Origin of the sequence: Janthinobacterium sp. RA13 (assembly GCF_000745325.1) — a bacterium.
Lineage (GTDB): Bacteria > Pseudomonadota > Gammaproteobacteria > Burkholderiales > Burkholderiaceae_D > Janthinobacterium > Janthinobacterium rivuli.
Genome location: NZ_JQNP01000001.1, coordinates 4,657,765 through 4,680,531 on the forward strand (window position 1 = coordinate 4,657,765; position 22,767 = coordinate 4,680,531).

The window sequence follows — 22,767 nt, forward strand, 5'->3', positions numbered from 1 at the left end:
GCCGACCATGCAAACGACCATCCTTGATCCCAGCCTGACGCAAACCCTGGCCGCCGCGCGCGAACCGGGCCTGACCCTCATCATCGGCAACAAGAATTATTCGTCCTGGTCGATGCGCCCGTGGGTGGCCATGACGGCCTTCGGCATCCCGTTCCAGGAAGTGCGCGTGCTGCTCGACCAGCAGGACACGGCCACCAAAATCGCCGAGTATTCGGCTTGCGGCCGCGTCCCCGTGCTGCTGGCGGGCGAGATCACGATCTGGGACAGCCTGGCCATCTGCGAATACCTGGCCGAGCAGTTTCCCGATAAACACATGTGGCCGCAAGACGTGGCCGCGCGCGCCATGGCGCGCTGTGTCTGCGCGGAAATGCACTCGGGCTTCACGGGCTTGCGCACGGATATGTCGATGAATATCAAGGCCAAGTTGCCGGGACGGGGCCGCACGGCCGCCGCGCAGGCGGACATCGGCCGCATCAGCGAAATCTGGGAAGAGTGTTTATCGCGCTTTGGCCACCACCAGTTCCTGTTTGGCGACTTTTCCATTGCCGATGCGTATTTCGCCCCCGTCGTCATGCGCTTTCGCACGTATGGCGTGTCGCTGGCGCCGGCGCTGAACGCGTATTGCGAGCGCGTGCAGGCGCACCCGGCCGTGGCCCGCTGGATCACGGAAGCGCTGGCCGAGACGGAAGTGGCTGCCAAGCACGACGCGGAACTGCCTGATTAAGAAAAGAGTGTTATGAAGATATACACGGTCGGTGGCGCGGTGCGTGACCAACTGCTGGGCTTGCCCGTGAAAGACCACGACCACGTGGTCGTCGGCGCCACGCCGGACGACATGCTGCGCCGGGGCTTCCGGCCCGTCGGCAAGGATTTTCCCGTTTTCCTGCACCCGAAGACGCAGGAAGAATACGCCTTGGCCCGCACGGAGCGCAAGACGGCCCCCGGCTACCGGGGCTTCGTCTTCCACACGGCGCCCGACGTCACGCTCGAAGACGACCTGGTGCGCCGCGACCTGACCATCAACGCCATCGCCCAGGCCGAGGACGGTAGCCTGACCGACCCGTTCGGCGGTATTCAGGATATCGAGAACAAAGTCTTCCGCCACGTTTCCGATGCGTTCGGTGAAGACCCCGTGCGCATCTTGCGCCTGGCCCGCTTTGCCGCCCGCTTTCATACTTTCACTGTCGCACCGGCCACCATGGAACTGATGCGCCGGATGGTGCAGGACGGCGAGGTCGATGCCCTGGTGGCCGAGCGTGTGTGGCAGGAAGTGGCAAAAGGATTGATGGAAGCGCGGCCGTCGCGCATGCTGACGGTGCTGCACGAGTGCGGCGCGCTGGCGCGCATCATGGGCGAAATCAGCATCAGCGAACGCTTGCTGCAAGTGGTCGACCATGCCGCCGCGCAAGGTCATGACTTGCCCGTGCGCTTTGCCGTCTTGATGCTGCATATGAGCAAGGATGCCATAGAACAGCTGAGCGAGCGCCTGCGCGTGCCCAACGAGTGCCGCGAACTGGCCGTCATGGCGGCGCGCGAGCTGGACAATATCAACGGCGCGCTGGCGCTGAGCGCCGAAGCGATCGTCAGTCTGTGCGAACGCTGCGACGGACTGCGCAAGCCGCAGCGCTTCGTACAGATGCTGGACGCCATCGCCTGCAATGTGCAAGCCCAGGATCCGGCATTCCCGCAGTCCGCCTGGCTGCAAGCCATGCTGGCGGCCGTGCGCGGCGTGGATGCGGGTGCGCTGGCACAAGCTTGCGCACAGGAACCGAAGCGCATTCCTGAGCTCATCCATGCGGCGCGGGTCGAGGCCGTCACGAACGCGATCAGCAGCACGGAGCTGCCATGACCCTGCCCAAATTGTTCCAGAATCCGTTTCGCCGCTGGCTCAGCCGTAGCGGCGGCGGGCGTCCGAGCGTGCTCGTCAAGCAGTTGCATGAGCGCGACCGGCGCCGCATGATGAAGCATTTTCTTTCTCTGGAGAAAAGCGACCGCCTGCTGCGCTTTGGCAGCGCCCTGCCCGATGAACTCGTGGCCCAGTACGTGCAAAAGATGGATTTCTCGCGTGACATGATTTATGGCGTCTACAACAGCTTGTTCAAGCTGGTGGGCGTGGGGCATCTGGCGTTCGCGCCGAAGGACACGTCGCCGGCGAAAAGTATCGTGACGGACAAGGAGCAGGTGGCCGAGTTTGGCGTGTCCGTGTCGAAATCCATGCGCGGCATGGGGGTCGGTTCAAAACTGTTCGAGCGGGCGGCGATTCACTGCCGTAACAACGACGTCGATACGCTGTACATGCATTGTCTGTCGTCCAACAAGACGATGATGCATATCGCCAAGAAAGCGGGCATGGAAATCCAGCGCGACTATGGCGAAGCCGATGCCTATCTGAAACTGTTGCCGCCGAACCCGAGCAGCATGCTGCAGGAAGCCGTGCAGGAACAGTTCGCCATGTTCGACTACACGTTCAAGGCCAACGCGCGCGCCGCGTTCAAACTGTGGGATCGTTTGCCGGGGCGCAAGAAGAAGCCCGGACCGCCGTCACCGCCGTCACCGCCGTTACAGTAAGGGCAGGGCCGTCGTATCCTTGATGCGCTGCAAGGCAAAGCTCGATTTGACGTCCAGCACGGCCGGGTGGCGCAGCAGGGTCGCCATCATGAAGCGTGAAAAGTGCTCCATGTCTTCCACGTGCACGCGCAACAGATAATCCATTTCACCCGTCATCGCGTAGCAGGCCACCACTTCCGGCCATTGCGCCACGGCTACGGCGAAGTCGGCGCGCGGCGAGGTGTTCGTCACCAGATTCGGCGCCAGCACTCTTGCCGTGCTGTGGGCATGGGCGGAGGCGTCGCTGTGCTTTTCCAGCCGCACGTTGACGTAGGCCAATAGCCCCAAGCCGATCTTTTCCGGGTCCAGCAGGGCCACGTACTGGCGGATCACGCCCGCTTCTTCCAGCCGTTTGACGCGGCGCAAGCATGGCGACGGCGACAGGCTGACCTGCTCGGCCACATCCTGGTTCGACAGGCGGCCATCGGCCTGCAGGACGGCGAGGATCTTGCGATCCGTTTTATCCAGCGTAATTTTGCTCATGCTTCCTCCGGTGGTTCGTGTTTCACGCAATATTATTGCGCAAATCATGATTGTTCGGGAGATCTTTGGCATTTAATGCCCACAGACCGCGCCTATACTGTGCGCTACTTCTTGGAGGAGACATCATGCAATTTCAGCCTTGGGATAACCCGATGGGTACCGATGGTTTCGAGTTCGTCGAGTATGCAGCACCAGACCCAAAAGCATTGGGCAAGCTGTTCGAGAACATGGGCTTCACGGCCATCGCGCGCCACCGCCACAAGGATGTGACCCTGTACCGCCAGGGTGACATCAATTTCATCATCAATGCCGAACAAGATTCGTTCGCGCAGCGTTTTGCCCGCCATCACGGCCCGTCCGTGTGCGCCATCGCCATCCGCGTCGACGACGCGGCTTTCGTCTACCGCCGCGCGCTGGAACTGGGCGCCTGGGGTTTCGACAATAAAACCGGTCCGATGGAACTGAATATCCCCGCCATCAAGGGCGTGGGCGATTCGCTGCTGTACTTCGTCGACCGCTGGCGCGGCAAGGGCGCCGACAAGCCGGACGCGGCCGCACCGGGCGGCATTGGCGACATCAGCATCTATGACGTCGACTTCGTCGCCATTCCCGGCGCCGTTGCCAACCCCGTCGGCCATGGCCTGACCTATATCGACCATCTGACGCACAATGTGCACCGTGGCCGCATGAAGGAATGGGCCGGTTTCTATGAAAACCTGTTCAACTTCCGCGAAGTGCGCTACTTCGATATCGAAGGCAAGCATACGGGTCTGAAGTCGAAAGCCATGACTTCGCCATGCGGCAAGATCCGCATTCCGATCAATGAATCGTCGGATGACAAGTCGCAGATCGCCGAATACCTGGACCAGTACCATGGCGAAGGCATCCAGCATATCGCGCTGGGCACCGATGATATCTATGGCTCCGTGCAAGGCATGCGCGATACGGGTATCGATTTCCAGGACACGATTGAAACTTACTATGAGCTGGTCAATCGCCGCCTGCCGAACCACGGCGAACAGCTGGAAGAACTGCGCCGTTTGCGCATCCTGATCGATGGCCACAGCACGGAAACGGAACGCGAACTGCTGCTGCAAATCTTCACGCAGACGGTGATCGGCCCGATCTTCTTCGAGATCATCCAGCGCAAGGGCGACCAGGGCTTCGGCGAAGGCAATTTCCGCGCTCTGTTCGAATCGATCGAGCTGGATCAGATCAAGCGCGGCGTATTGAAAGATACGAGCGCGGCGTAAGCCGATTCATAAGCGGGATGTCGGATTACGCTGCGCTAATCCGACCTACGGCTGGGGCCAGCAATGTAGGTCGGGTTAGCCAGAATGGCGTAACCCGACATGCCCGCAAAAAGAAGCACTAAAAAGCAGCAAAAGATACGAACGCAGGAGTGCAGTGCAGCAAAAGAACTGCGCGCCTTCCTGTGGTAGTCTACGACAAACAAGTCATTTTTCCGCACCGGCATGCTCACAAAGCGCGGCCGGTACGTGTGAGTTCAACCGACTTTGCACGCGTAGCACAGAGAATAATGGAGACAAGTAATGAATGCACCAATCAAGGGCTCGAGTCTTGAGCCGGGCGCGCACGCGTCCGAAATTTCGCTAAACGACAAATACACCTTGGAGCGTGGCCGCGCCTTCATGACGGGCACGCAAGCGCTGATCCGCCTGCCCATGCTGCAGCGCGAGCGCGACCTGAAGGCTGGCCTGAATACGGCCGGCTACATCACCGGTTACCGCGGTTCGCCTGTGACGTCCGTCGACATGACGGCGATCAAGGCAAAAAAATATCTCGATGAACACCACGTCAAATTCCATCCGGGCCTGAACGAAGACCTGGCCGCCACGGCGGTGTGGGGCACGCAGCAAACGAATCTGTTCGAAGACGCGAAATACGACGGCGTGTTCGGCATGTGGTATGGCAAGGGCCCCGGCGTCGACCGCTGCGGCGACGTGTTCAAACACGCGAACAACGCCGGTTCCGCCAAGCATGGCGGCGTGCTGGTGCTGGCCGGCGACGACCATGCGGCCAAATCCTCGTCCACGGCGCACCAGTCCGACCATATCCTGAACGCGTGCGGCATTCCCGTGCTGTATCCGTCGTCGGTGCAGGAATACATCGATTACGGCTTGCATGCGTGGGCCATGAGCCGCTACACGGGGCTATGGGTGTCGATGAAATGCGTGACCGACATCATCGAGTCGGGCGCCGCCGTCGATTTCGACCCGGACCGCGTGCAGATCACCCTGCCGACGGACTTCGAGATGCCGGCCGGTGGCCTGAACATCCGCTGGCCCGACACGGTGCTGGAACAAGAAGTACGCATGAACAGCTACAAATGGTATGCGGCGCTGGCCTATGCGCGTGCCAACAAGCTCAATAAAATCATCTGGGACAGCCCGAAGGCGCGCATCGGCATCATCACGGCCGGCAAATCCTACCTCGACACGCGCCAGGCGCTGGCGGACCTCGGCATCGACGAGCAGACGGCGTCCGACATCGGCATCCGCCTGTACAAGATCGGCATGACCTGGCCGCTGGAAGCGGACGGCGTGCACGAATTTGCCAAGGGCCTCGATGAAATCCTCGTGGTGGAAGAAAAGCGGCAAATCCTCGAATACGCGCTGAAGGAAGAGCTCTACAACCTGAAGGATGGCGAGCGTCCGCGCGTGGTCGGCAAGTTCGACGACACGGGCGAATGGAGCAACCAGAAAGGTACCGGTCACGGCGACTGGCTGCTGCCGGCCACGTATGAACTGAACCCGGCCATGATCGCCCGCGCGATTGCCAGCCGCATTTCGCGCTACTACGCGGGCCACCCGGTCGAGCAGCGCGTGAAGGAGCGCATCGCCTACCTGGAAGCCAAAGAGAATGTGCTCAAAGCGATCAGCGTGAAACCCGATCCGCAAAAGGACCGCACGCCGTTCTTCTGCTCCGGCTGCCCGCACAACAGTTCCACGAAAGTGCCGGAAGGCTCGCGCGCGCTGGCTGGCATCGGCTGCCACTACATGGTGCTGTGGATGGACCGCGAAACGTCGACGTTTACCCACATGGGCGCCGAAGGCGTCACCTGGGTGGGGCAGGCGCCGTTCACGAATGAAAAGCACGTGTTTACCAACCTTGGTGACGGCACGTATTTCCACTCGGGCATCCTGGCTATCCGCGCCGCCGTCTCGGCCAAGGTGAATATCACCTACAAAATCCTGTTCAACGATGCGGTAGCCATGACGGGCGGCCAGGAATTCGACGGGCCATTATCTCCGGCCATCATTTCGCGCCAGATCGCCGCCGAAGGCGTGGGCCCGATCATCGTCGTCACGGACGAACCGGAAAAATACCCGGACGATTACGCCTGGGCGGAAGGCGTCACCGTGCGCCACCGTTCGGAATTGATGGACGTGCAGCGCGAACTGCGCGACATGCCCGGCGTGTCGGCCATGATCTACGACCAGACCTGCGCCTCGGAAAAACGCCGCCGCCGGAAACGCAATGAATACCCGGACCCGGCCAAGCGCGCCGTCATCAACGAAGCCGTCTGCGAAGGCTGCGGCGACTGCTCCGTGCAATCGAACTGCCTGTCGGTGGAACCGCTGGAAACGGAACTGGGGCGCAAGCGCCAGATCAACCAGTCGTCCTGCAACAAGGATTTCTCGTGCACGACGGGTTTCTGCCCCAGTTTCGTGACGGTGGAAGGCGGCGGCTTGAAAAAGCCGAAGAAGGCTGCTGCCGCCGACAAGGATGCGCCAGCCGCGCCGGCCTTGCCGACACCGAGCATTCCCTCGACGGCAGAGCCGTTCGGCATCCTGGTCACTGGCATCGGCGGCACGGGTGTGGTGACCGTCGGCCAGATCCTGGCCATGGCGGCCCACGTGGAAGGCAAGGGCTGTTCCGTGCTCGACATGAGCGGCCTGGCGCAAAAAGGCGGCCCCGTGATGTCGCACGTGCGTCTGGCGGACCGCCAGGAAGACATCCACTCGACGCGCGTCGGCACGGGCGCGGCTGATCTCGTCATCGGCTGCGACCTGATCGTCACGGCCAGCCGTGACGCGCTGTCGCGCATGGGCGAAGGGCGCAGCTGGGCCATGATCAACTCGACCAGCTCGTCGACGGCCGCCTTCGTGAAGAATCCGGACTGGCAATTCCCCGGTGCTTCCGCGCGCATGGAAATCGAAAAGGCGTGCGGCAGCGACCACGTGGACTTCATCGACGCGGGCCAGATCGCCACGGCACTGATGGGCGACTCGATCGCGACGAACATGTTCATGCTCGGCTATGCCTGGCAAAAGGGTAAAGTGCCATTGAGCGAAGCGGCCATCATGAAAGCCATCGATTTGAACAACGTCTCGGTGGCGTTCAACAAGGCCGCCTTCAACTGGGGCCGCGCCGGTGCCCACGACGCGGCCAGCCTGGTGCGCATGACAACGCCAGCCAAGGTGGTGGAATTCAAGCGCATCGAAACGCTCGACGACCTGATCGAAAAACGCGTGGCCCTGCTGACGGCCTACCAGGACCGCGCGTATGCGCAGCAGTACCTGGATTTCATCAAACAGGTACGTGCCGCCGAAAGCGCCTTGAATGGCCCGCACTTGCGTCTGACGGAAGCCGTGGCCCGCTACTTCTACAAGCTGATGGCGTACAAGGACGAGTACGAAGTGGCGCGCCTGTACACGGACGGCGCCTTCCAGGCGAAGATCGCCGCCATGTTCGAAGGCGACATCAAGCTCAAGTTCCACCTGGCGCCGCCGATCATGGCGAAAACCGACGCCCAGGGCCATCTGGTGAAGAAGGAATTCGGCCCGTGGATGATGAAGGCGTTCGGCGTGCTGGCCAGGTTCAAGGGCTTGCGCGGTACGGCGTTTGACATCTTCGGCCACACGGCCGAGCGCAAGATGGAGCGCGCGCTGATTCTTGAGTACCGCGCGACGGTGGGCGGCTTGCTGCCGAAACTGACGACGGCCAAGCTGGCGCAAGCCGTGGCCATCGCCAGCATCCCGGAAGACATCCGCGGCTATGGCCACGTGAAGGAGCGTCATTTGAAGGCCGCGAAAGAGAAGGAAGCCAGTCTGCTGATCGCCTTCAATGCACCGACGCCGCTGCCGCCCGTCGTGGCGGCGCCCGTGGCGGCCACCGTGGCGTGATGGGGTGAGCGAAACACAGTAGCAATGGCGCCTGCGGGCGCCATTTTTTTGTATCAAAGAAAACAACGTCTGCTGGCAAAACGCATTATAATTTTTAGATAATTTCTTTTCAGAAAGTTTGTCATGCCTGCCCTGCGCCTCTCATCCCTGGCCGTTCCTCTCGTATTGTTGTTGAGTGCCTGCGGCGGAGGCGGAGGAGGCGGCAGCGACAGCGCGCCCGTCGTGCCACCCTTGACGCCGGTGGGCCCGACGGCGTTGGTCGCGTCCTCGACGGTCGCGAACCGCTGCGAGGCACCGCGCAGCGGCAGCAGCATCGACAAGTCTGGCAGCTTGCTCGATGAGCAGACATGGGTGCGCAGCTGGATCGATGAAACGTATCTGTGGTACCGCGAAGTGCCGACCACCTACCAGCCGCAAAGCTTCACCACGGCCAAGGCGTATTTTGATGTGCTGAAAACGACGGCCACGACGGCGTCCGGCAAGCCGAAGGACCAGTTTCATTTCACCTTGTCGACGGCAGAGTGGGAAGCCTCGCTCAACGGCGTGGAACTCGGTTACGGCATGCTGCTGGCGCTGACGCGTAGCACGCCGCCGCGCACGGCGGTGATCTCGATCATCGAGCCAGGCTCGCCGGCCGACCGGGCGGGCTTGCGGCGCGGCGACGTGCTGCAAACCGTCGATGGCGTCGATTTCGTCCATGCCCCGGACGCTGCCAGTGTGGGTATCCTCAACGCCGGCCTGTTCCCCAAGGCGCAAGGCACGCACACGCTGGGCTTCAGCCGCAACGGCGCGCCCCTGTCCGTGAGCCTGACGGCGCTGGACGTGAGCACCAGCGCCGTGCAAAACGAGCGCATCATCGACACGCCGACGGGCAAGGTGGGCTACCTGACCTTCAACACCCACAACAACGTGGCCGAACGCCAGCTGGCCGAAACCATGGGCCGCTTCCAGGCGGCCGGCATCAGCGACCTGGTGCTCGACGTGCGCTACAACGGCGGCGGTTACCTCGATGTCGCCAGCGAACTCGCTTACATGATTGCCGGCCCGCAAGTGACCACCGGCAAGACCTTCGAGCAGGTGCTCTTCAATGACAAGACGCGGCCGGAAGCACCCGTGCCATTCCATGCGCAAAGCCAGGGCTTTGCCGGGCCCAATCCCCTGTCCAAGGGGACGCCGTTGCCTACGCTGGGTCTCAAGCGCGTGACCTTGCTGACGACGGGCAATACCTGTTCGGCCAGCGAAGCGATCATCAACGGCTTGCGCGGCGTAGACGTGCAAGTGAACCTGATCGGCGGCACGACGTGCGGCAAGCCCTACGGTTTCTATCCCACGCCCAATTGCGGCACCACGTATTTTGCCGTGCAGTTCCAGGGCGTCAACGCCAAGGGCTTTGGCGACTTTGCCGACGGCATGGCGCCGACCTGCGACGTGGCCGATGATTACCAGCACCAGCTGGGCGATCCGGCCGAAGGCATGCTGGCGGCGGCGCTGCGCTACCGCAGCAGCGGCAGCTGCACGCCGGCCACGGGCGCCATCAGGCTGTTGAGTTCGATCGAGAGTCCGGCCGACACGGCCACGCGCCTGTTGCGGCCACTGCACAAGGAAATTGCCATCATGCGCCGCTAAAGCGTATATTCCTGCCATGCGCCAGGGTCAGCGCGTAACGATTTCCTGCTCATGAATCTTTCTATATAACAATTTTGATATATAGAAAGATGAATCCATTCGTTCTGGAATGACTGGCATTTTGCTATCTTCCCGCTTTTCTCCCACCTTGAGAAGCGCAACGATGTCGAAACAGTTTAAGTTAACCCCGCTCAGCCTTGGCGTACTGGCCATCCTGGGCGGCACCGCATGGCAGGCGCACGCGCAAACGCAAGCGCCCGCAGCGGATCAGCAGCCGGCGGCCACCCCGCCAGCCGTCGTGGTCACCGGTTCGCGCATTCCCCGCGCCAGTCTGGAAGGCCCGTCTTCCGTCACCATCCTGACCGGCGACGAAATCACCAAGCAGGGCTACAAGAACGTCTTCGACGCGCTGACCAGCCAGGTGCAGAACAGCGGTTTTACGCAGGGCGAGGATTACGGCAATACCTTCACGCCGTCGGCCAATACCATCAGCCTGCGCGGCCTGGGTCCAAACCATACCCTGATCCTGCTGAACGGCCGCCGCCTGGCCGACTTCCCCATCGCCTATGACGGCGCCGTCAACTTCACCAACCTGGCGAACATCCCGGCCAGCATTGTCGACCGCATCGAAATCCTCAACGGCGGCGCCTCGGCCATCTATGGCTCCGACGCGATCGCCGGCGTGGTCAACGTGATCCTGAAAAAGCAGGCGGAAGGCTTCGATATCAACGTCAAGGTTGGCGGTACCTCGCGCGGCGGCGCCGGCAACCAGCGCGTGCAATTGACGGGCGGCGGCAATGTCGACAAGCTGCATACCCTGTTTAGTGTGGAACTGAGTGAACGCGACCCGCTGTGGAGCATGGACCGCGACTTCATGACCAGCCGCTCCGGCGTGCCGACCACGATTGCTTCGCGCCGCGTGGTTGCGTCCGGCACGTCCGGCAGCTATGTCGACCTGGGCGACACCTGCAACCAGTTCGGCGACATGTTCGGCGGCAGCGTCGTCAAGTACCAGGCGAAGAACGGCAGCTATTGCGCCAGCCCGAAAGCCCGTCCGACCTACTGGACCACGCAGACCAAAAACAGCAGCCAGAACGTGTTCGGCAGCGCCAATTACGAGCTCGATGCCGATACGACCCTGTTTGCCGACTTTTTGCTTGGCAAGAACAAGACCGTCAACACGACGCGCGGCCCGTCGTGGACCTCTGCCTCGCTGGGCAACGGCTACTTCCTGAACCAGAACAGCGGCGCCTACGAAGAGTGGACCCGCTTCATGGCGCCCGAGGAAATCGGCGGCGTGCAGCGCTACAAGCGCAGTTGGGAGGACCTGGCCACGGCCATCTCGCTGGGCGCCAAGGGCCGTATTCCTGGCACGGCCTGGCAGTATGAAGCCAACTACAACGCTTCCATCTACAAGAGCGAAGGCCACACGCCGCGCATGTTGTCGAACATCGACAGCTTCTTCCTGGGACCCAAGCTGGGCACGGATGCCAAGGGCGTGGCCATTTACGCGCCGGATGCGGCGCGCTTGTCGCGCCGCCTGACGCCGGCCGAATTCGACAGCATCAGCGGCTACAGCGACAGCCGTGACAAGGCCTGGACGAATACCCTGAGCCTGGCCACGAATGGCGACCTGTTCCAGCTGCCTGCCGGCACGGTGAAAATCGCCACGATTGCCGAGGCGAGCAAGCAGGGCTTCAGCAACGAACCCGATGCGCGCATCGACCAGGGCTATTTCAATATCGCCACCGGTTCGGGCACCACGGCCGGCACCCGTTCGCGCTATGCGCTGGGCGCGGAATTGAATGTGCCGCTGCATGAGAAGCTGACCGGTACCGTGGCTGGCCGTTATGACCGCTACAGCTTTGCCGGCCGCAAGGAAGGCAAGTTCACCTACAACGGCGGGCTGGAACTGCGCCCGGCGCCGGAGCTGCTGTTCCGCGCCAACTACGCCACCAGCTTCCGTGCGCCGGACATGAACTACATCTACCAGGCCCGCGGCAAAGGCTATTATGCGAGCACCACCGATTACTACCGTTGCGACGCCGCCGGACAGGCCATCGACGGCTGCGAGTACGCGAATAAATCGCCGGGCGCCGATTACGTGCAGAACGGCAGCCGCGAGCTGCAGTCGGAAAAGGGTAAGTCCTTCGGCGTGGGCGCCGTCTGGTCGCCGAGTGCCAATTTCGACGTCTCGGTCGACTATTGGAACATCAAGATCGACGACCTGGTGACGAACCTGGACGCCGACAAGCTGCTGCGCGACGAATCCGATTGCCGCCTGGGCAAGGCCGACATCGGCTCGCCGACCTGTATCGATACCGTGGGCCGCATCGAGCGTTACGCGGCCAATGCCTTGAACAAGGCGGGCGAGATCAAGACCATCACCGTCAACCCGATCAACGCGGCCAAGCAAAGCAGCAGCGGCATCGACGTCAGCCTGAAGTATTTGCTGCGCACGGCAGACTATGGCCGCTTCGCCTTCAAGGCCAACTACGCCCGGGTGCTGAGCAAGAAATCGCAGCAATTCGCCGGTGACGCAGAGACCGATGAAACCAAATCGATGACCAACCGGGACTGGCCCGACAAGCTGAACCTGAGCGTCAACTGGGGCGCAGGCGACTGGTCGAATACCTTGCTCGTCAGCCGCTACGGCAAGGTGCCTGACTCTGCCGGCAAGGGCTACCTGACGCCGACGGCACTGGCCAACATCAGCACCGTGTACCGCATCAACGACCGCGCCACCGTGTCGCTGATCGTCAACAACGTCTTCGACAAGATCAAGCGCGACACCAGCAACGGCTGGCCGTACTACCCGATCGGCAACTACAGCCCGCAAGGCCGCCAGGGATGGGTCGAATTCAACTACCACTTTGGCTCGTAATTCACGCGTGCCAGAGCAAGGCCGGAGCAGCTGACGCTGTTCCGGCTTTTTTATTTGCCACGGCGTTTTTACCTCACCGCCACTCTATAATTGCCCGCTTGTCCTCTCTCGATGGAGTTTGACCCATGCTACGCCACGCCGTGTTGTCCGCAGCCTTGTTGTCTCTGTTTTCTGCCCCTGTATCTGCCGCTTCGCCGTTGACCACGGTGGCCGAGCGCTCGGGCTTTTTAAATACGGGCCGCTACGCTGAGGTGGAAGTCTTGTGCCGCCAGTTCCAGGCGCGCTATCCAAAGCAGGTGCGCTGCGTGGAATTTGGCCGCACGCCGGAAAACCGCCCCATGCTGGCGCTGGCCGTCTCGAACACGGGTGCGCTGACGCCGGACGCGGCCAAGCTGCGCAAGATACCGGTACTGCTGGTGCAGGGTGGTATCCATGCGGGGGAAATCGACGGCAAGGATGCGGGTTTCCTGGCCTTGCGCGAAGTATTGGAGGGCAAGGCGGCGCCCGGCGCGCTCGATAAACAGGTGCTGCTGTTCGTGCCCGTATTTAACGTTGACGGGCATGAGCGCTTCGGCCAGTGGAACCGTCCGAACCAGCGCGGCCCCGTGGAAATGGGCTGGCGCAGCACGGCGCAAAACTACAATCTGAACCGCGAATACATGAAGGCCGATACGCCCGAGATGCAGCACATGCTGGCGCTGGTCAATGCCTGGGATCCGCTGGCGTATGTCGACCTGCACGTCACCGATGGCGCCCAGTTCGAACCCGATATCTCGATTCAGGTCGAACCCGTGCATGCAGGCGATGCTGCACTGCGCGTGGCCGGCACGGCCTTGCGCGACAATGTCCTGGCCGATCTGGCCAAGCAGGGCTCGGACCCGAAGCCGTTCTATATTTCGTTTGCCGAGAACGACAATCCGCAATCGGGTTTTGTCGATTCGGCGCCGAACCCGCGCTTCTCGCACGGCTATTTCCAGCTGCGCAACCGCTTCGGCATGCTGGTGGAAACCCATTCGTGGAAGGATTATCCGACCCGCGTGCGCATCACGCGCAACACCATCGTCTCGCTGCTGTCGCAAGTGGCGCAGCATGGCGCGCAGTGGCGGCAAACGGCGCTCGAGGCGGACGCGCGCGCCGCGCAGCTGGCCGGTACGACCTTGCCGCTCACGTATAAAACCACGGACAAGAGCCGCATGATCGCGTTTCGCGGCTACGCCTACACGCGCACGCCATCCGAAGTATCGGGCACGCTGATGACGCGCTACGACGAAACGACGCCGCAGATCTGGAACGTACCCCTGCGCGACGAGATCGTGCCCGACCTGCAGCAGGCTGCGCCGAAAGCCGGCTATCTGGTGCCCGCCGCGCAGGCGCAGATGGTGGCGGCCAAGCTGCGCCAGCACGGCGTGTCGTACCAGGTGCTCGCCGGCGCGCCGGGCAAGCTGCCGGTCGAAACCTTCCGCGCCACGGCCGTCAAATTCGGGGCGCAGTCGTTCGAGGGACGCCAGACGACGGCCGTGCAGGGCGAGTGGCAGAAAGAGGAGCGCGTGGTCGCTGCGGGCGCGCTGTACGTGCCCGTCAACCAGGCCAAGGCGCGCCTGGTCGTAGCCCTGTTCGAGCCGCGCGCCCCCGATTCGCTGCTGGCCTGGGGCAGTTTCAATACGGCCTTCGAGCGCAAGGAATACATGGAAGAATACGTGGCCGAAGACGTGGCGCGCGCGCAGCTGGCGGCCGACCCGGCGCTGGCGGCGCAGTTCCACGCAAAGCTGGCCAGCGATCCTGTATTTGCCAAGAGCCCGGCCGCACGCCTGGAGTTCTTCGCTCGCCGCCACGCTTCCTGGGATGAGCGCCTGAACCTGTATCCGGTGCTGCGCACGGATGCCGCGCCGGCCGGCCTGGCATTGCCGCCGACGCGCACACCGAAGTTGTCACATCGCGCAGATTAATCGAAAGAAAATGCTATTCTCCGCTCGATGATGGCGCCGCCACCACGAGCAGGGAACAGGCATGGTCGACAAAACACTCTATAACCAGCACCGCGAGGCGTTTTTTCGCCTGTGCGACGCCGTGGACGAGAATCAGGTGGAACAGGTGCGCAGCCTGCTCGAGGCCACACCGCTGTTGTTGACCTTGCGCCGCTACAACATGGATGACGGCGAATCGCTGCTGCACCTGGCCGCCGCCGGCGGCAGCCGCGAGGTCTGCGCCCTGCTCGTATCGCTGGGCATGGACGTCGATCTGCCCTTGCCCGGGTACCGCAACCTGACGCCGCTGGACGCGGCGGCCAGCCATGGCCACCTCGATACTTGCCGCTGGCTGCTCGAGCAGGGCGCCGCCGTCGATGGCTTGCCGGACAATATACTCTCGCCGCTGGACAGCGCCTGCGTTGGCGGCCATCAGGACGTGGTCGCATTGCTGCTGCAACGGGGCGCCAATCCGAACCGCCTGCATACGCGCTGGAACCAGGCGCCCGTCGATATCGCCACCGGCTGGGGCTTTCCCGCCATCGCCCGATTGCTCGCTGCCGCCGGCGGCGTGAGCATACTCGACGTGCCGCAGCAAGCGGCCGCCTCGCCGCAGGAATCGATCCGCACCTTCATGCACAACAGCGCCGGCTGGGTGCTGCCGGCCGTGTTCAGTCCGGACAGTGGCGACGCGCGCTTTTCGCTGGGCATTAGCTGCATCGGCGGCAAGCGCGATTTCAAGCTGTTGTTTACGGTTGGCTTGTTCCAGCAATCGCCGATGACGGAACTGGCTTTGTGCCTGCCGGCCCGCTGGCCGCTGACCGTGCACGGCTTCGCGGAGCACAGCCCCTGGCGCTTTCCCGTGGCGCTGCTGGCACGCCTGGGACGGCGCACGCTCGACCAGGCCAGCCTGGCGGCGGGCGAGCTGCTGCGGCGCGACGATCCGCACCTGGCGGACCTGGCGTGGCCGGACGGCGTCGATGCGTTGCTGGCCATCGACAAGCGCTGGAATCCGGCGCCGGAGGAAGAAGACATCGCCGACGATGACAAGGTCACCATCTATCTGCTGGTGCCGGTGGCATTTACCAAAAAAGGCGCGCCCGACGCCAGCGCCTTGCCGGCCTTGATGGAGCGCAAGCTCAAAGGCAGCTGGAAAGTGTCGGCCCTGCCCATCCCCGTGATTGGCTAGCACCGGCCTGCACGCGCGCAGGGCCAGATCAAGCCGGCCAGCTTGCAGCAATGTTATCCTGCCAATAAATTTTCCGCGTCCGCGCTCACCTGTTCCCCGGATTGGTTTTCCATGACACAAAAAATTCTACTCCTGAGCGTTTCGGCCGGCGCCGGCCACATGCGCGCGGCGCAGGCCATCGAGGCATATGCGGCGCACGATGGCCACGGTGGTGGCCCTGCGGCGCTGGCCCTGCATCTTGACGTGATGGATTTCGTCACGCCCGCCTTCCGCAAGCTGTACACGGATTTTTATATCAAGCTGGTCAACAAGGCGCCCGCGCTGTGGGGCTATCTGTATCATGCCACCCACGATGCGCCGCGCGACAGCTCGATGCAGCGCTTGCGCCGCGCCGTCGAGCGCCTCAATACGCGCGCGCTGATGACGCAGATCGCCGCCTTCCAGCCCGACGCCATCCTCTGCACGCATTTCCTGCCGGCCGAACTGCTGTCGCGCGCACTGCGCCAGCAGCAGCTGGCTTGCCCAGTGTGGGTGCAGGTCACGGATTTCGACTTGCATCGCATGTGGGTGCACGAGCAGATGGAAGGTTATTTCGCCGCCACCGACGAAGTGGCGTTCCGCATGCGCCACGAAGGCATCCCCGCCGAGCGCATCCACGTGACGGGCATCCCCATCATGCCCGCGTTCGCGCAGGCGCCCGAGCGCGTGTCGTGCGCGCAGGCGTTTGGCCTCGACCCGCGGCGCACGACGATCTTGCTGATGGGCGGCGGAGCGGGACTGGGCAGCCTTGAAACGGTCGCCGCGCGCCTGCTGGCGCTGCCAGGCGACTTCCAGCTGATCGTGCTGGCGGGGAAAAACGCCGCCGCGCTGGCGGCGCTGCAGACACTGGCCGGCCAGTATCCGGGCCGGCTGCTGGCGCAAGGCTTCACCAGCGAAGTCGAGCGCCTGATGGCGTGCGCCGACCTGGTGATCACCAAGCCGGGCGGCCTGACTACGTCCGAATGCCTGGCGCTGGGCTTGCCCATGATCGTCAACTCGCCGATACCCGGCCAGGAAGAGCGCAATGCCGATTATCTGCTGGAGCAGGGCGTGGCCCTGAAGGCATTCGATGCCGTCACCCTGGAATACCGCGTGCGCCTGCTGCTTGAACATCCTGAACAGTTGCAAGCGATGCGCGCAAAGGCGCTGGCCCTGGGCCGTCCGCGCGCCGCCTGTGACGTGTTGACGCAGGTGCTGGCGCAGAGCGTGGCATGACGGGCGCCGTAGCAAAACCCTGGCAGATCGCCCTGACCCTGGCCTGGGTGGCGCTGCTGGGATTATTTTTTGCGCAGGTGGAAATCCAGATCGAAGGCGCGGCCGGCTGGGCCGCGAACCTGCCCACCTGGCGCATCGAAAGCCATTGGCTGCTCGATATCTTCTGGGGCGGGCGGCCGATGACGGGCTACCATGCCTGGGTCTTTCCCTTTATCGCCCTGTTTTTCCATTTCCCCATGATCTTCCTGGCGCAATGGTCGCTGCGTCTTGAATGTCGCGCCATCGGCTGCATCATGCTGTTCTGGATCATCGAGGATTATCTGTGGTTCGTGCTCAATCCCGCCTATGGCGTGGCGCACTTCAATCCGGCCCACATCGCCTGGCACAAGCACTGGCTGTGGTGGGCGCCGACCGACTACTGGGTGTCGCTGCTGCTGGCCGGCGTACTGCTGTGGTTTTCATACAAGAGGAAGTCATGACCTTGCCGCCCTCGTCGTATCTCCTGCTGTTGTCCCTGGCCCTGGCGGCCGGTTCCGTCGGCGCGCAGGCGCCCCTGCCGCCGCAGCGCAATGCCGAGTGGGCCACGCCGCTGCCGCAGGTGTCGAACCTGCACCAGGTCACGCCCGTCCTGTACCGCAGCGCCAGGCTCGATAGCAGCGACGTGGCCCAGCTGCAGGCGCTGGGCGTGAAGACGGTGATCAGCCTGCGCTCCTTTCACTCCGATACGCAGGTGCTCGATGGCAGCGGCATCCGCGCCGTGCGCATTCCCATCAATACCTGGGCCATCCGCGACAAGCACGTGATCGACACCATGCGCGCCATCCGCGCCGCAGCACAGCAGGGACCCGTGCTGCTGCACTGCCTGCACGGCGCCGACCGCACGGGCATGATGGCCGCCATGTACCGCATGCTGTACCAGGACTGGCCGCGCGAGAAGGCGATCGACGAGCTGAAAAATGGCGGGTACGGCTATCACGCCGTATGGAAGAACATCGAAAGCTACCTCAAGCGCGTCGACGTGGCGGCACTGCGCGCGCAGATTGACGGAAAGGCTCCCTGAGCCATGCTGCTGGAGAGGCGTGACTGCCTCCCATCGCCGGCACTGACCGCGCATTCGCGACACATTAATAAAACCCGATCACCGCGCCGCTGGACAGGCGCTCTTCCCTTGGCAGCGATGTTTCATGCGAAAAAAAATGGTAGATCTCGGGATCTTCCAGCCAGCTCACTTGGCCGGAAGGCAGGCCTAGCCGGATAGCGGCGCTGGTGCTCCATTTTTCACGGTCATTGTCGGGCAAGGCGCTGCATTCCTCGAGACAGCACAAGCGCCTGGAGACCACATCATCCATGCTGGGCGTGGTGCTGGCATGGGGCGGCATCGAGCCACCCCATTGCAGCCACAGGGCCATGTCCGGCCAGCGTATGCATAGCACGATCCAGCGCTGGTATTGCGCCAGCGACGGCACCGGCAAGCCATGGCTTATCCGTGCAATGCGCAGCAGCAGCACAAAGCGCACGAAATTGAGCGTGCGCTTGATTTCCCGTGGCCCGCACGCATACTCTTTGCTGATGCCGCGCAGGACGGTCTGCACGTCTTTGCCATCCCGCATGAATTGCGAGCTGGCGCGGCGCTGCCGCTCACTGGCGTCCTGCGGCGCCTCGCTTTTCGTCCGGGCACGCGTTTGCGCTTCCGCTGCGCCGGCATGGGAAGCCTGTTGTGCCCCGGATCCTGCCGACGCGGCAGCGCCGGCTTGCGATTCCGAGCCGATCAGATAATCGATAAATTTGCCATTTTTCAAATGCCGGCTGGGCGGAATGGTAAACGCCAGCTGGATGAATTTGTCCATGAAGCGCCATCCCAGCGGCACCAGTTTTTCATAGGAGGGCAATTGCTTCTTGATGTCCCTGTGCGCGTGCTCGAGCGCCGCCGCGACGATCTGCGGATCCATGCCGATCACAAACAGGAATTCGGACTGGTCGCCTGCCAGGAACGTGTTGATACCCTCGACGACGCTGGCTATTTTGCCGGGCGAGCAACGGTCGAGGTCATCGATGAAGATGACCAGTGGCGCGATGACGGACGCGCCATCGCCATGTTGCGTGCGACGCTGGGGCAGAGAGTGCATCACGCGTCGCAAATCCTGGTGAATCTGGTGCATGATGCCGACCGTCCTGGCATAGTCGGGCACGCGGACATATTCCGCCAGACTGAATTTGGCAGGCTCGTCCGCTACCTTTTTTCTACTGCTGAAGAAGGCCTGTACCGCATACACGGTAATCGCAATTTGCGTGCCGATGGCTGTCGGAATGGCCGCGGCAGCGGCATCGAGCCATGTCCTGATCGCCGCAGGCAGACTATCGGGCGGAATGAGCGACACGCTCACCAGACTGATGATCAGGCCCATGGCCCCCAGCAGCCAGCGGCGCACCTTGATCCACCAGAAAGTGCCGACCCGGTCATAGATTTTTCTGCGCACCACGCCATCGTCTATGCGCGACAGATTCAGGCGCAACAGGAATAGCTCGCGTTCGACAGGGCTCAGCCGGTCGCTGACCTGACTGACGATGGCGTCCACCAGGCCGGCCCAGACTTGCTCGGAACTTTCGTATTTCCAGGCATTGAACCAGACGGTCCAGCGCTTGCTTTCGTCGACGAATACTTGCTTGTCGGGCCCGGATTTCCGGTCGAGAAAGCGCAGCACATCGCGCGTCTTGAACGTGCCGCTTTCTGGCTCGGCGGGCCTCGGAGGATCGAGCTGATGCTGGATCTGGCGCATCAGCGAAGATTTGCCGGCGCCCCATGGCGCCTGGATGCTGATACTGATGGAGCCGCGGGTTTGGTCGCTGGTGAGGAAAGCCACGATCGCGATCGCGTATTGCGCAAATTCCATGTAGTCCAGCAATGAAGGGTGGTCATGCGCCAGAATGTCGAGTACGTTTTCGGCTGATTGCTGGGCCACCTTCGCCAGCGGGTGCCGTTCGTAGGCGGCTTGCAGCTGTGCCATGTCGATGCCCATCTGGTGCAGCAAGGACATGAATTTGCCTTCCCTTAAGGACCATAGCGCGCTGATCAAGTCGCCCACCGTGACGCTGTCGCGACCGGCCTGGCGTGCCGCGACAGCCGCATTGCTCAGCCATTTTTCGGCATTCAGCGAATAGGTAAGCTCGTCCGTACTGGTCTCGCTGGCCAAGGGGGCGCTGATACTGCTGTATTGGAACGAAAAATATCCGGACCATGTCGCCTGCAAGCTCTCACCGGCCAGTTCCTTGAGTGCGCGGCTAAAAAAGAGCGCGTCGGGCGGCGCCTGTATTGATGGCTGTACAAGGTCATCGGCCCTGGCCAGGGTGAACAGCATCAGGCTGGTGGTGATCGAACGTGACGGCGGATCTTTCATTGTGGCCAGCGCGTGGGCCTGGCGCAGCAATGCCAATAGCTCGCTGCCCGGGACAGGCATCGCTGGCTGTTCTTCCACCAGCGCCGACCTGGACTCGGTGTTGCCGTCTGACTGTTCTCTCATGATGGCCGCTCCTCGATTGGCCGGCCGGGTATCCGGGACACTCAGGCTGCCATGCTTGATTTTTCGCCTATTTGACGTGCGCCATCTGCGCCAGATCAATCGTCTGGCTGTCTGTGCCAACCTGCTTTCAGGCATGGATTTGGACATGCCGGGGGCGAATCAGGCATGATTGCGATTCCAATCACGTTTTACCGGACCCCGCATGGAACACCACAGCTTTCTCATCAACATACTGTTTTACCTGGTCGCCGCCATCATCATGGTGCCGCTGGCCAAGCGTCTGGGCATGGGCGCCGTGCTGGGCTACCTGGTGGCCGGCGTCGTCATCGGACCGTGGGGCCTGGGCCTGATCAAGAATGTCGAGGTGATCCTCAGCTTTTCCGAATTCGGCGTGGTGCTGCTGTTGTTCCTGATCGGGCTGGAACTCGAACCGAAACGCTTGTGGCTGCTGCGCCGGCCGATTTTCGGCTGGGGCGGGGCGCAGGTGGGCGTCGTCAGCGCGGGCTTGTGCGCCGTGGCCATGGCCTTTGGCGTAGACTGGCGCACGGCGCTGGTCGGGGCGCTGGGGCTGTCGCTGTCGTCGACGGCCATCGTGCTGGCCACCCTGGGCGAACGCAAGCTGATGACTACGCCGGCCGGTTCCGCCGGCTTTTCCATTTTGCTGTTCCAGGATATCGCCGCCATTCCCATGATCGCGCTGGTGCCGCTCTTGGGCGGCCTCGTCACGCACAGCGGCGAACCGGGCTGGCTGCGCGTGGCCAAGCTGGCCGCCGTGCTGGCGGCGCTGGTGATCGGCGGGCGCTTCCTCGTGAACCCCATCCTGCGCTTCATCGCCAGGACGGATTTGCGCGAAATCTTCACGGCCTTCGCCCTGCTGCTGGTGATCGCCATCTGCGTGCTGATGGAGTCGGTGGGCCTGTCGATGGCGCTGGGTACCTTCATGGCGGGTGTGCTGCTGGCCGATTCCGAATACCGCCATGAGCTCATTTCCGACCTGGAGCCGTTCAAGGGCCTGTTATTGGGCCTGTTCTTCATCGCCGTCGGCATGTCCGTCGATTTCGGCGTGCTGCGCGCCCAGCCGCTGCTGATCCTGGCACTGGTGGCGGGGCTCCTGGCGGTGAAAATCGCCTTGCTGTACGTGCTGTCGAAGTTTGTCGACATTCCCCGCGGCCAGCAGCTGTTCTTTGCGCTGCTGCTGTCGCAGGGCGGCGAATTCGCCTTCGTCGTGTTTGCCGCCGCCGAGGCCGCGCACGTGTTTGCGCCGGAGACTGCCGCGCTGCTGGTCGTGGTGGTGACCCTGTCGATGGTGGCCACGCCCTTGCTGCTGCTGGCGCACGACAAATTCGTCGCGCCGCGCCTGCAGAGCGACAAGAAGCGCCGCCCCGACGACCATATCGAGGCGCAGGACAACCCCATCGTCATCGCCGGCTTCGGCCGTTTCGGCCAGATCATCGGCCGCCTGCTGGCGGCCAACAAGATCGGCGTGACGGTGCTCGATCACGACCCGGACCAGATCGACCTGCTGCGCAAGTTCGGCTTTAAAGTGTTTTATGGCGACGCCACGCGCGTGGACTTGCTGGTGGCGGCCGGCATCGAAAAGGCCAGGGCGCTGGTGATCGCCATCGACAACGTGGAAGACAGCCTGGCCCTGGTCGACGCGGTGCGCCTGCGCCTGCCCGAATTGACGATACTGGCGCGCGCGCGCAACGTCACGCATTACTATGAATTGATGAAGCGCGGTGTGACCCTGATCGAGCGCGAGACGTTCGCGGCCGCCCTGCTGCTGGGCGAGCAGACCTTGCAGCAGGTGGGCTTCAGCGCGGAGCGGGCGCAGCGCGCGGCCGGCATCTTTGGCCGGCATAACCTGAAAACCCTGCTGGAAGTGGCGCCGCACTTCCAGGACCAGCAAAAAGTCATGTCCCTCACGCGCCAGGCGCGCGAGGAGCTGGAAGACATGTTCGAGAGCGATGCGGCGGCGTTTGCGGCAGCGGAAACGGAGAACGGTAGGTCGGATTAGCGGGAACCGCGTAATCCGACACCTTGTTGGCGTTGCGGGTGCTGTCGGCTTACGCGCTTTGCGCTAAGCCGACCT

15 protein-coding genes are annotated in these 22,767 nt (G+C 62.8%); 13 read left to right on the top strand and 2 right to left on the bottom strand.

What is annotated here, in order from left to right:
• The first annotated feature begins 7 nt into the window (after window positions 1–7).
• From FG13_RS20600 to FG13_RS20610, 3 genes are read left to right on the top strand one after another with little or no spacing between them, the layout of a single operon-like run.
• The gene (locus tag FG13_RS20600; protein WP_035823898.1) at window positions 8–724 is read left to right on the top strand and encodes a glutathione S-transferase family protein; all 717 of its coding nucleotides are present in this window, start codon (window positions 8–10) and stop codon (window positions 722–724) included.
• A gap of 12 nt (window positions 725–736) precedes the next feature.
• On the top strand, window positions 737–1,849 hold the full coding sequence (locus tag FG13_RS20605; RefSeq protein WP_035823899.1) for a hypothetical protein: 1,113 nt from the start codon (window positions 737–739) through the stop codon (window positions 1,847–1,849).
• Complete coding sequence (locus FG13_RS20610) at window positions 1,846–2,568, top strand: GNAT family N-acetyltransferase (protein ID WP_035823901.1); 723 nt, start codon at window positions 1,846–1,848, stop codon at window positions 2,566–2,568. The genes FG13_RS20605 and FG13_RS20610 overlap by 4 nt, the downstream gene beginning before the upstream one ends.
• Here FG13_RS20610 and FG13_RS20615 read toward each other — a convergent pair.
• Window positions 2,560–3,090: an Lrp/AsnC family transcriptional regulator gene (locus FG13_RS20615; RefSeq protein WP_035823904.1), complete on the bottom strand. Its 531-nt coding sequence runs from the start codon at window positions 3,088–3,090 to the stop codon at window positions 2,560–2,562. The two genes, FG13_RS20610 and FG13_RS20615, sit on opposite strands and share 9 nt — an antisense overlap.
• Window positions 3,091–3,215: 125 nt before the next feature.
• Between FG13_RS20615 and hppD the strand changes: the two genes are divergently transcribed.
• The 9 genes from hppD to FG13_RS20660 all read left to right on the top strand — a co-directional run bounded on the left by hppD (window position 3,216) and on the right by FG13_RS20660 (window position 18,217).
• The gene (hppD, locus tag FG13_RS20620; protein WP_034753093.1) at window positions 3,216–4,343 is read left to right on the top strand and encodes a 4-hydroxyphenylpyruvate dioxygenase; all 1,128 of its coding nucleotides are present in this window, start codon (window positions 3,216–3,218) and stop codon (window positions 4,341–4,343) included.
• A 300-nt stretch (window positions 4,344–4,643) separates the two neighbouring features.
• A complete protein-coding gene (locus FG13_RS20625; RefSeq protein WP_035823907.1) occupies window positions 4,644–8,240 on the top strand; it encodes an indolepyruvate ferredoxin oxidoreductase family protein in 3,597 nt (1,198 codons plus the stop codon).
• Window positions 8,241–8,363: 123 nt separating this feature from the next.
• Window positions 8,364–9,866 (top strand): S41 family peptidase, encoded by a 1,503-nt coding sequence (locus tag FG13_RS20630; RefSeq protein ID WP_035823910.1) that lies wholly within the window; start codon window positions 8,364–8,366, stop codon window positions 9,864–9,866.
• Between the two features lie 163 nt (window positions 9,867–10,029).
• Entirely contained in the window at window positions 10,030–12,750 is a 2,721-nt protein-coding gene (locus FG13_RS20635; protein WP_035823913.1) for a TonB-dependent receptor plug domain-containing protein, read from the top strand.
• A 125-nt stretch (window positions 12,751–12,875) separates the two neighbouring features.
• Window positions 12,876–14,696, top strand: a complete 1,821-nt coding sequence (locus FG13_RS20640; protein WP_051959297.1) for a M14 family metallopeptidase — start codon at window positions 12,876–12,878, stop codon at window positions 14,694–14,696.
• A gap of 61 nt (window positions 14,697–14,757) precedes the next feature.
• A complete protein-coding gene (locus FG13_RS29120) occupies window positions 14,758–15,903 on the top strand; it encodes an ankyrin repeat domain-containing protein (protein ID WP_051959299.1) in 1,146 nt (381 codons plus the stop codon).
• Between the two features lie 111 nt (window positions 15,904–16,014).
• Complete coding sequence (locus FG13_RS20650; protein ID WP_035823916.1) at window positions 16,015–17,157, top strand: MGDG synthase family glycosyltransferase; 1,143 nt, start codon at window positions 16,015–16,017, stop codon at window positions 17,155–17,157.
• Window positions 17,154–17,636, top strand: a complete 483-nt coding sequence (locus FG13_RS20655; protein WP_035823918.1) for a hypothetical protein — start codon at window positions 17,154–17,156, stop codon at window positions 17,634–17,636. The genes FG13_RS20650 and FG13_RS20655 overlap by 4 nt, the downstream gene beginning before the upstream one ends.
• Window positions 17,633–18,217 carry a tyrosine-protein phosphatase gene (locus tag FG13_RS20660; RefSeq protein WP_035823920.1) on the top strand — a complete coding sequence of 195 codons (585 nt, stop codon included), beginning with the start codon at window positions 17,633–17,635 and terminating at the stop codon, window positions 18,215–18,217. The genes FG13_RS20655 and FG13_RS20660 overlap by 4 nt, the downstream gene beginning before the upstream one ends.
• Window positions 18,218–18,281: 64 nt before the next feature.
• Here the strand turns inward: FG13_RS20660 and FG13_RS20665 are convergent, their stop codons facing one another.
• Entirely contained in the window at window positions 18,282–20,822 is a 2,541-nt protein-coding gene (locus tag FG13_RS20665; RefSeq protein WP_081922661.1) for a KAP family P-loop NTPase fold protein, read from the bottom strand.
• Window positions 20,823–20,877: 55 nt separating this feature from the next.
• Here FG13_RS20665 and kefC point away from each other — a divergent pair, with 55 nt between their 5' ends.
• On the top strand, window positions 20,878–22,692 hold the full coding sequence (kefC, locus tag FG13_RS20670; protein WP_035823924.1) for a glutathione-regulated potassium-efflux system protein KefC: 1,815 nt from the start codon (window positions 20,878–20,880) through the stop codon (window positions 22,690–22,692).
• Window positions 22,693–22,767 lie beyond the last annotated feature (75 nt).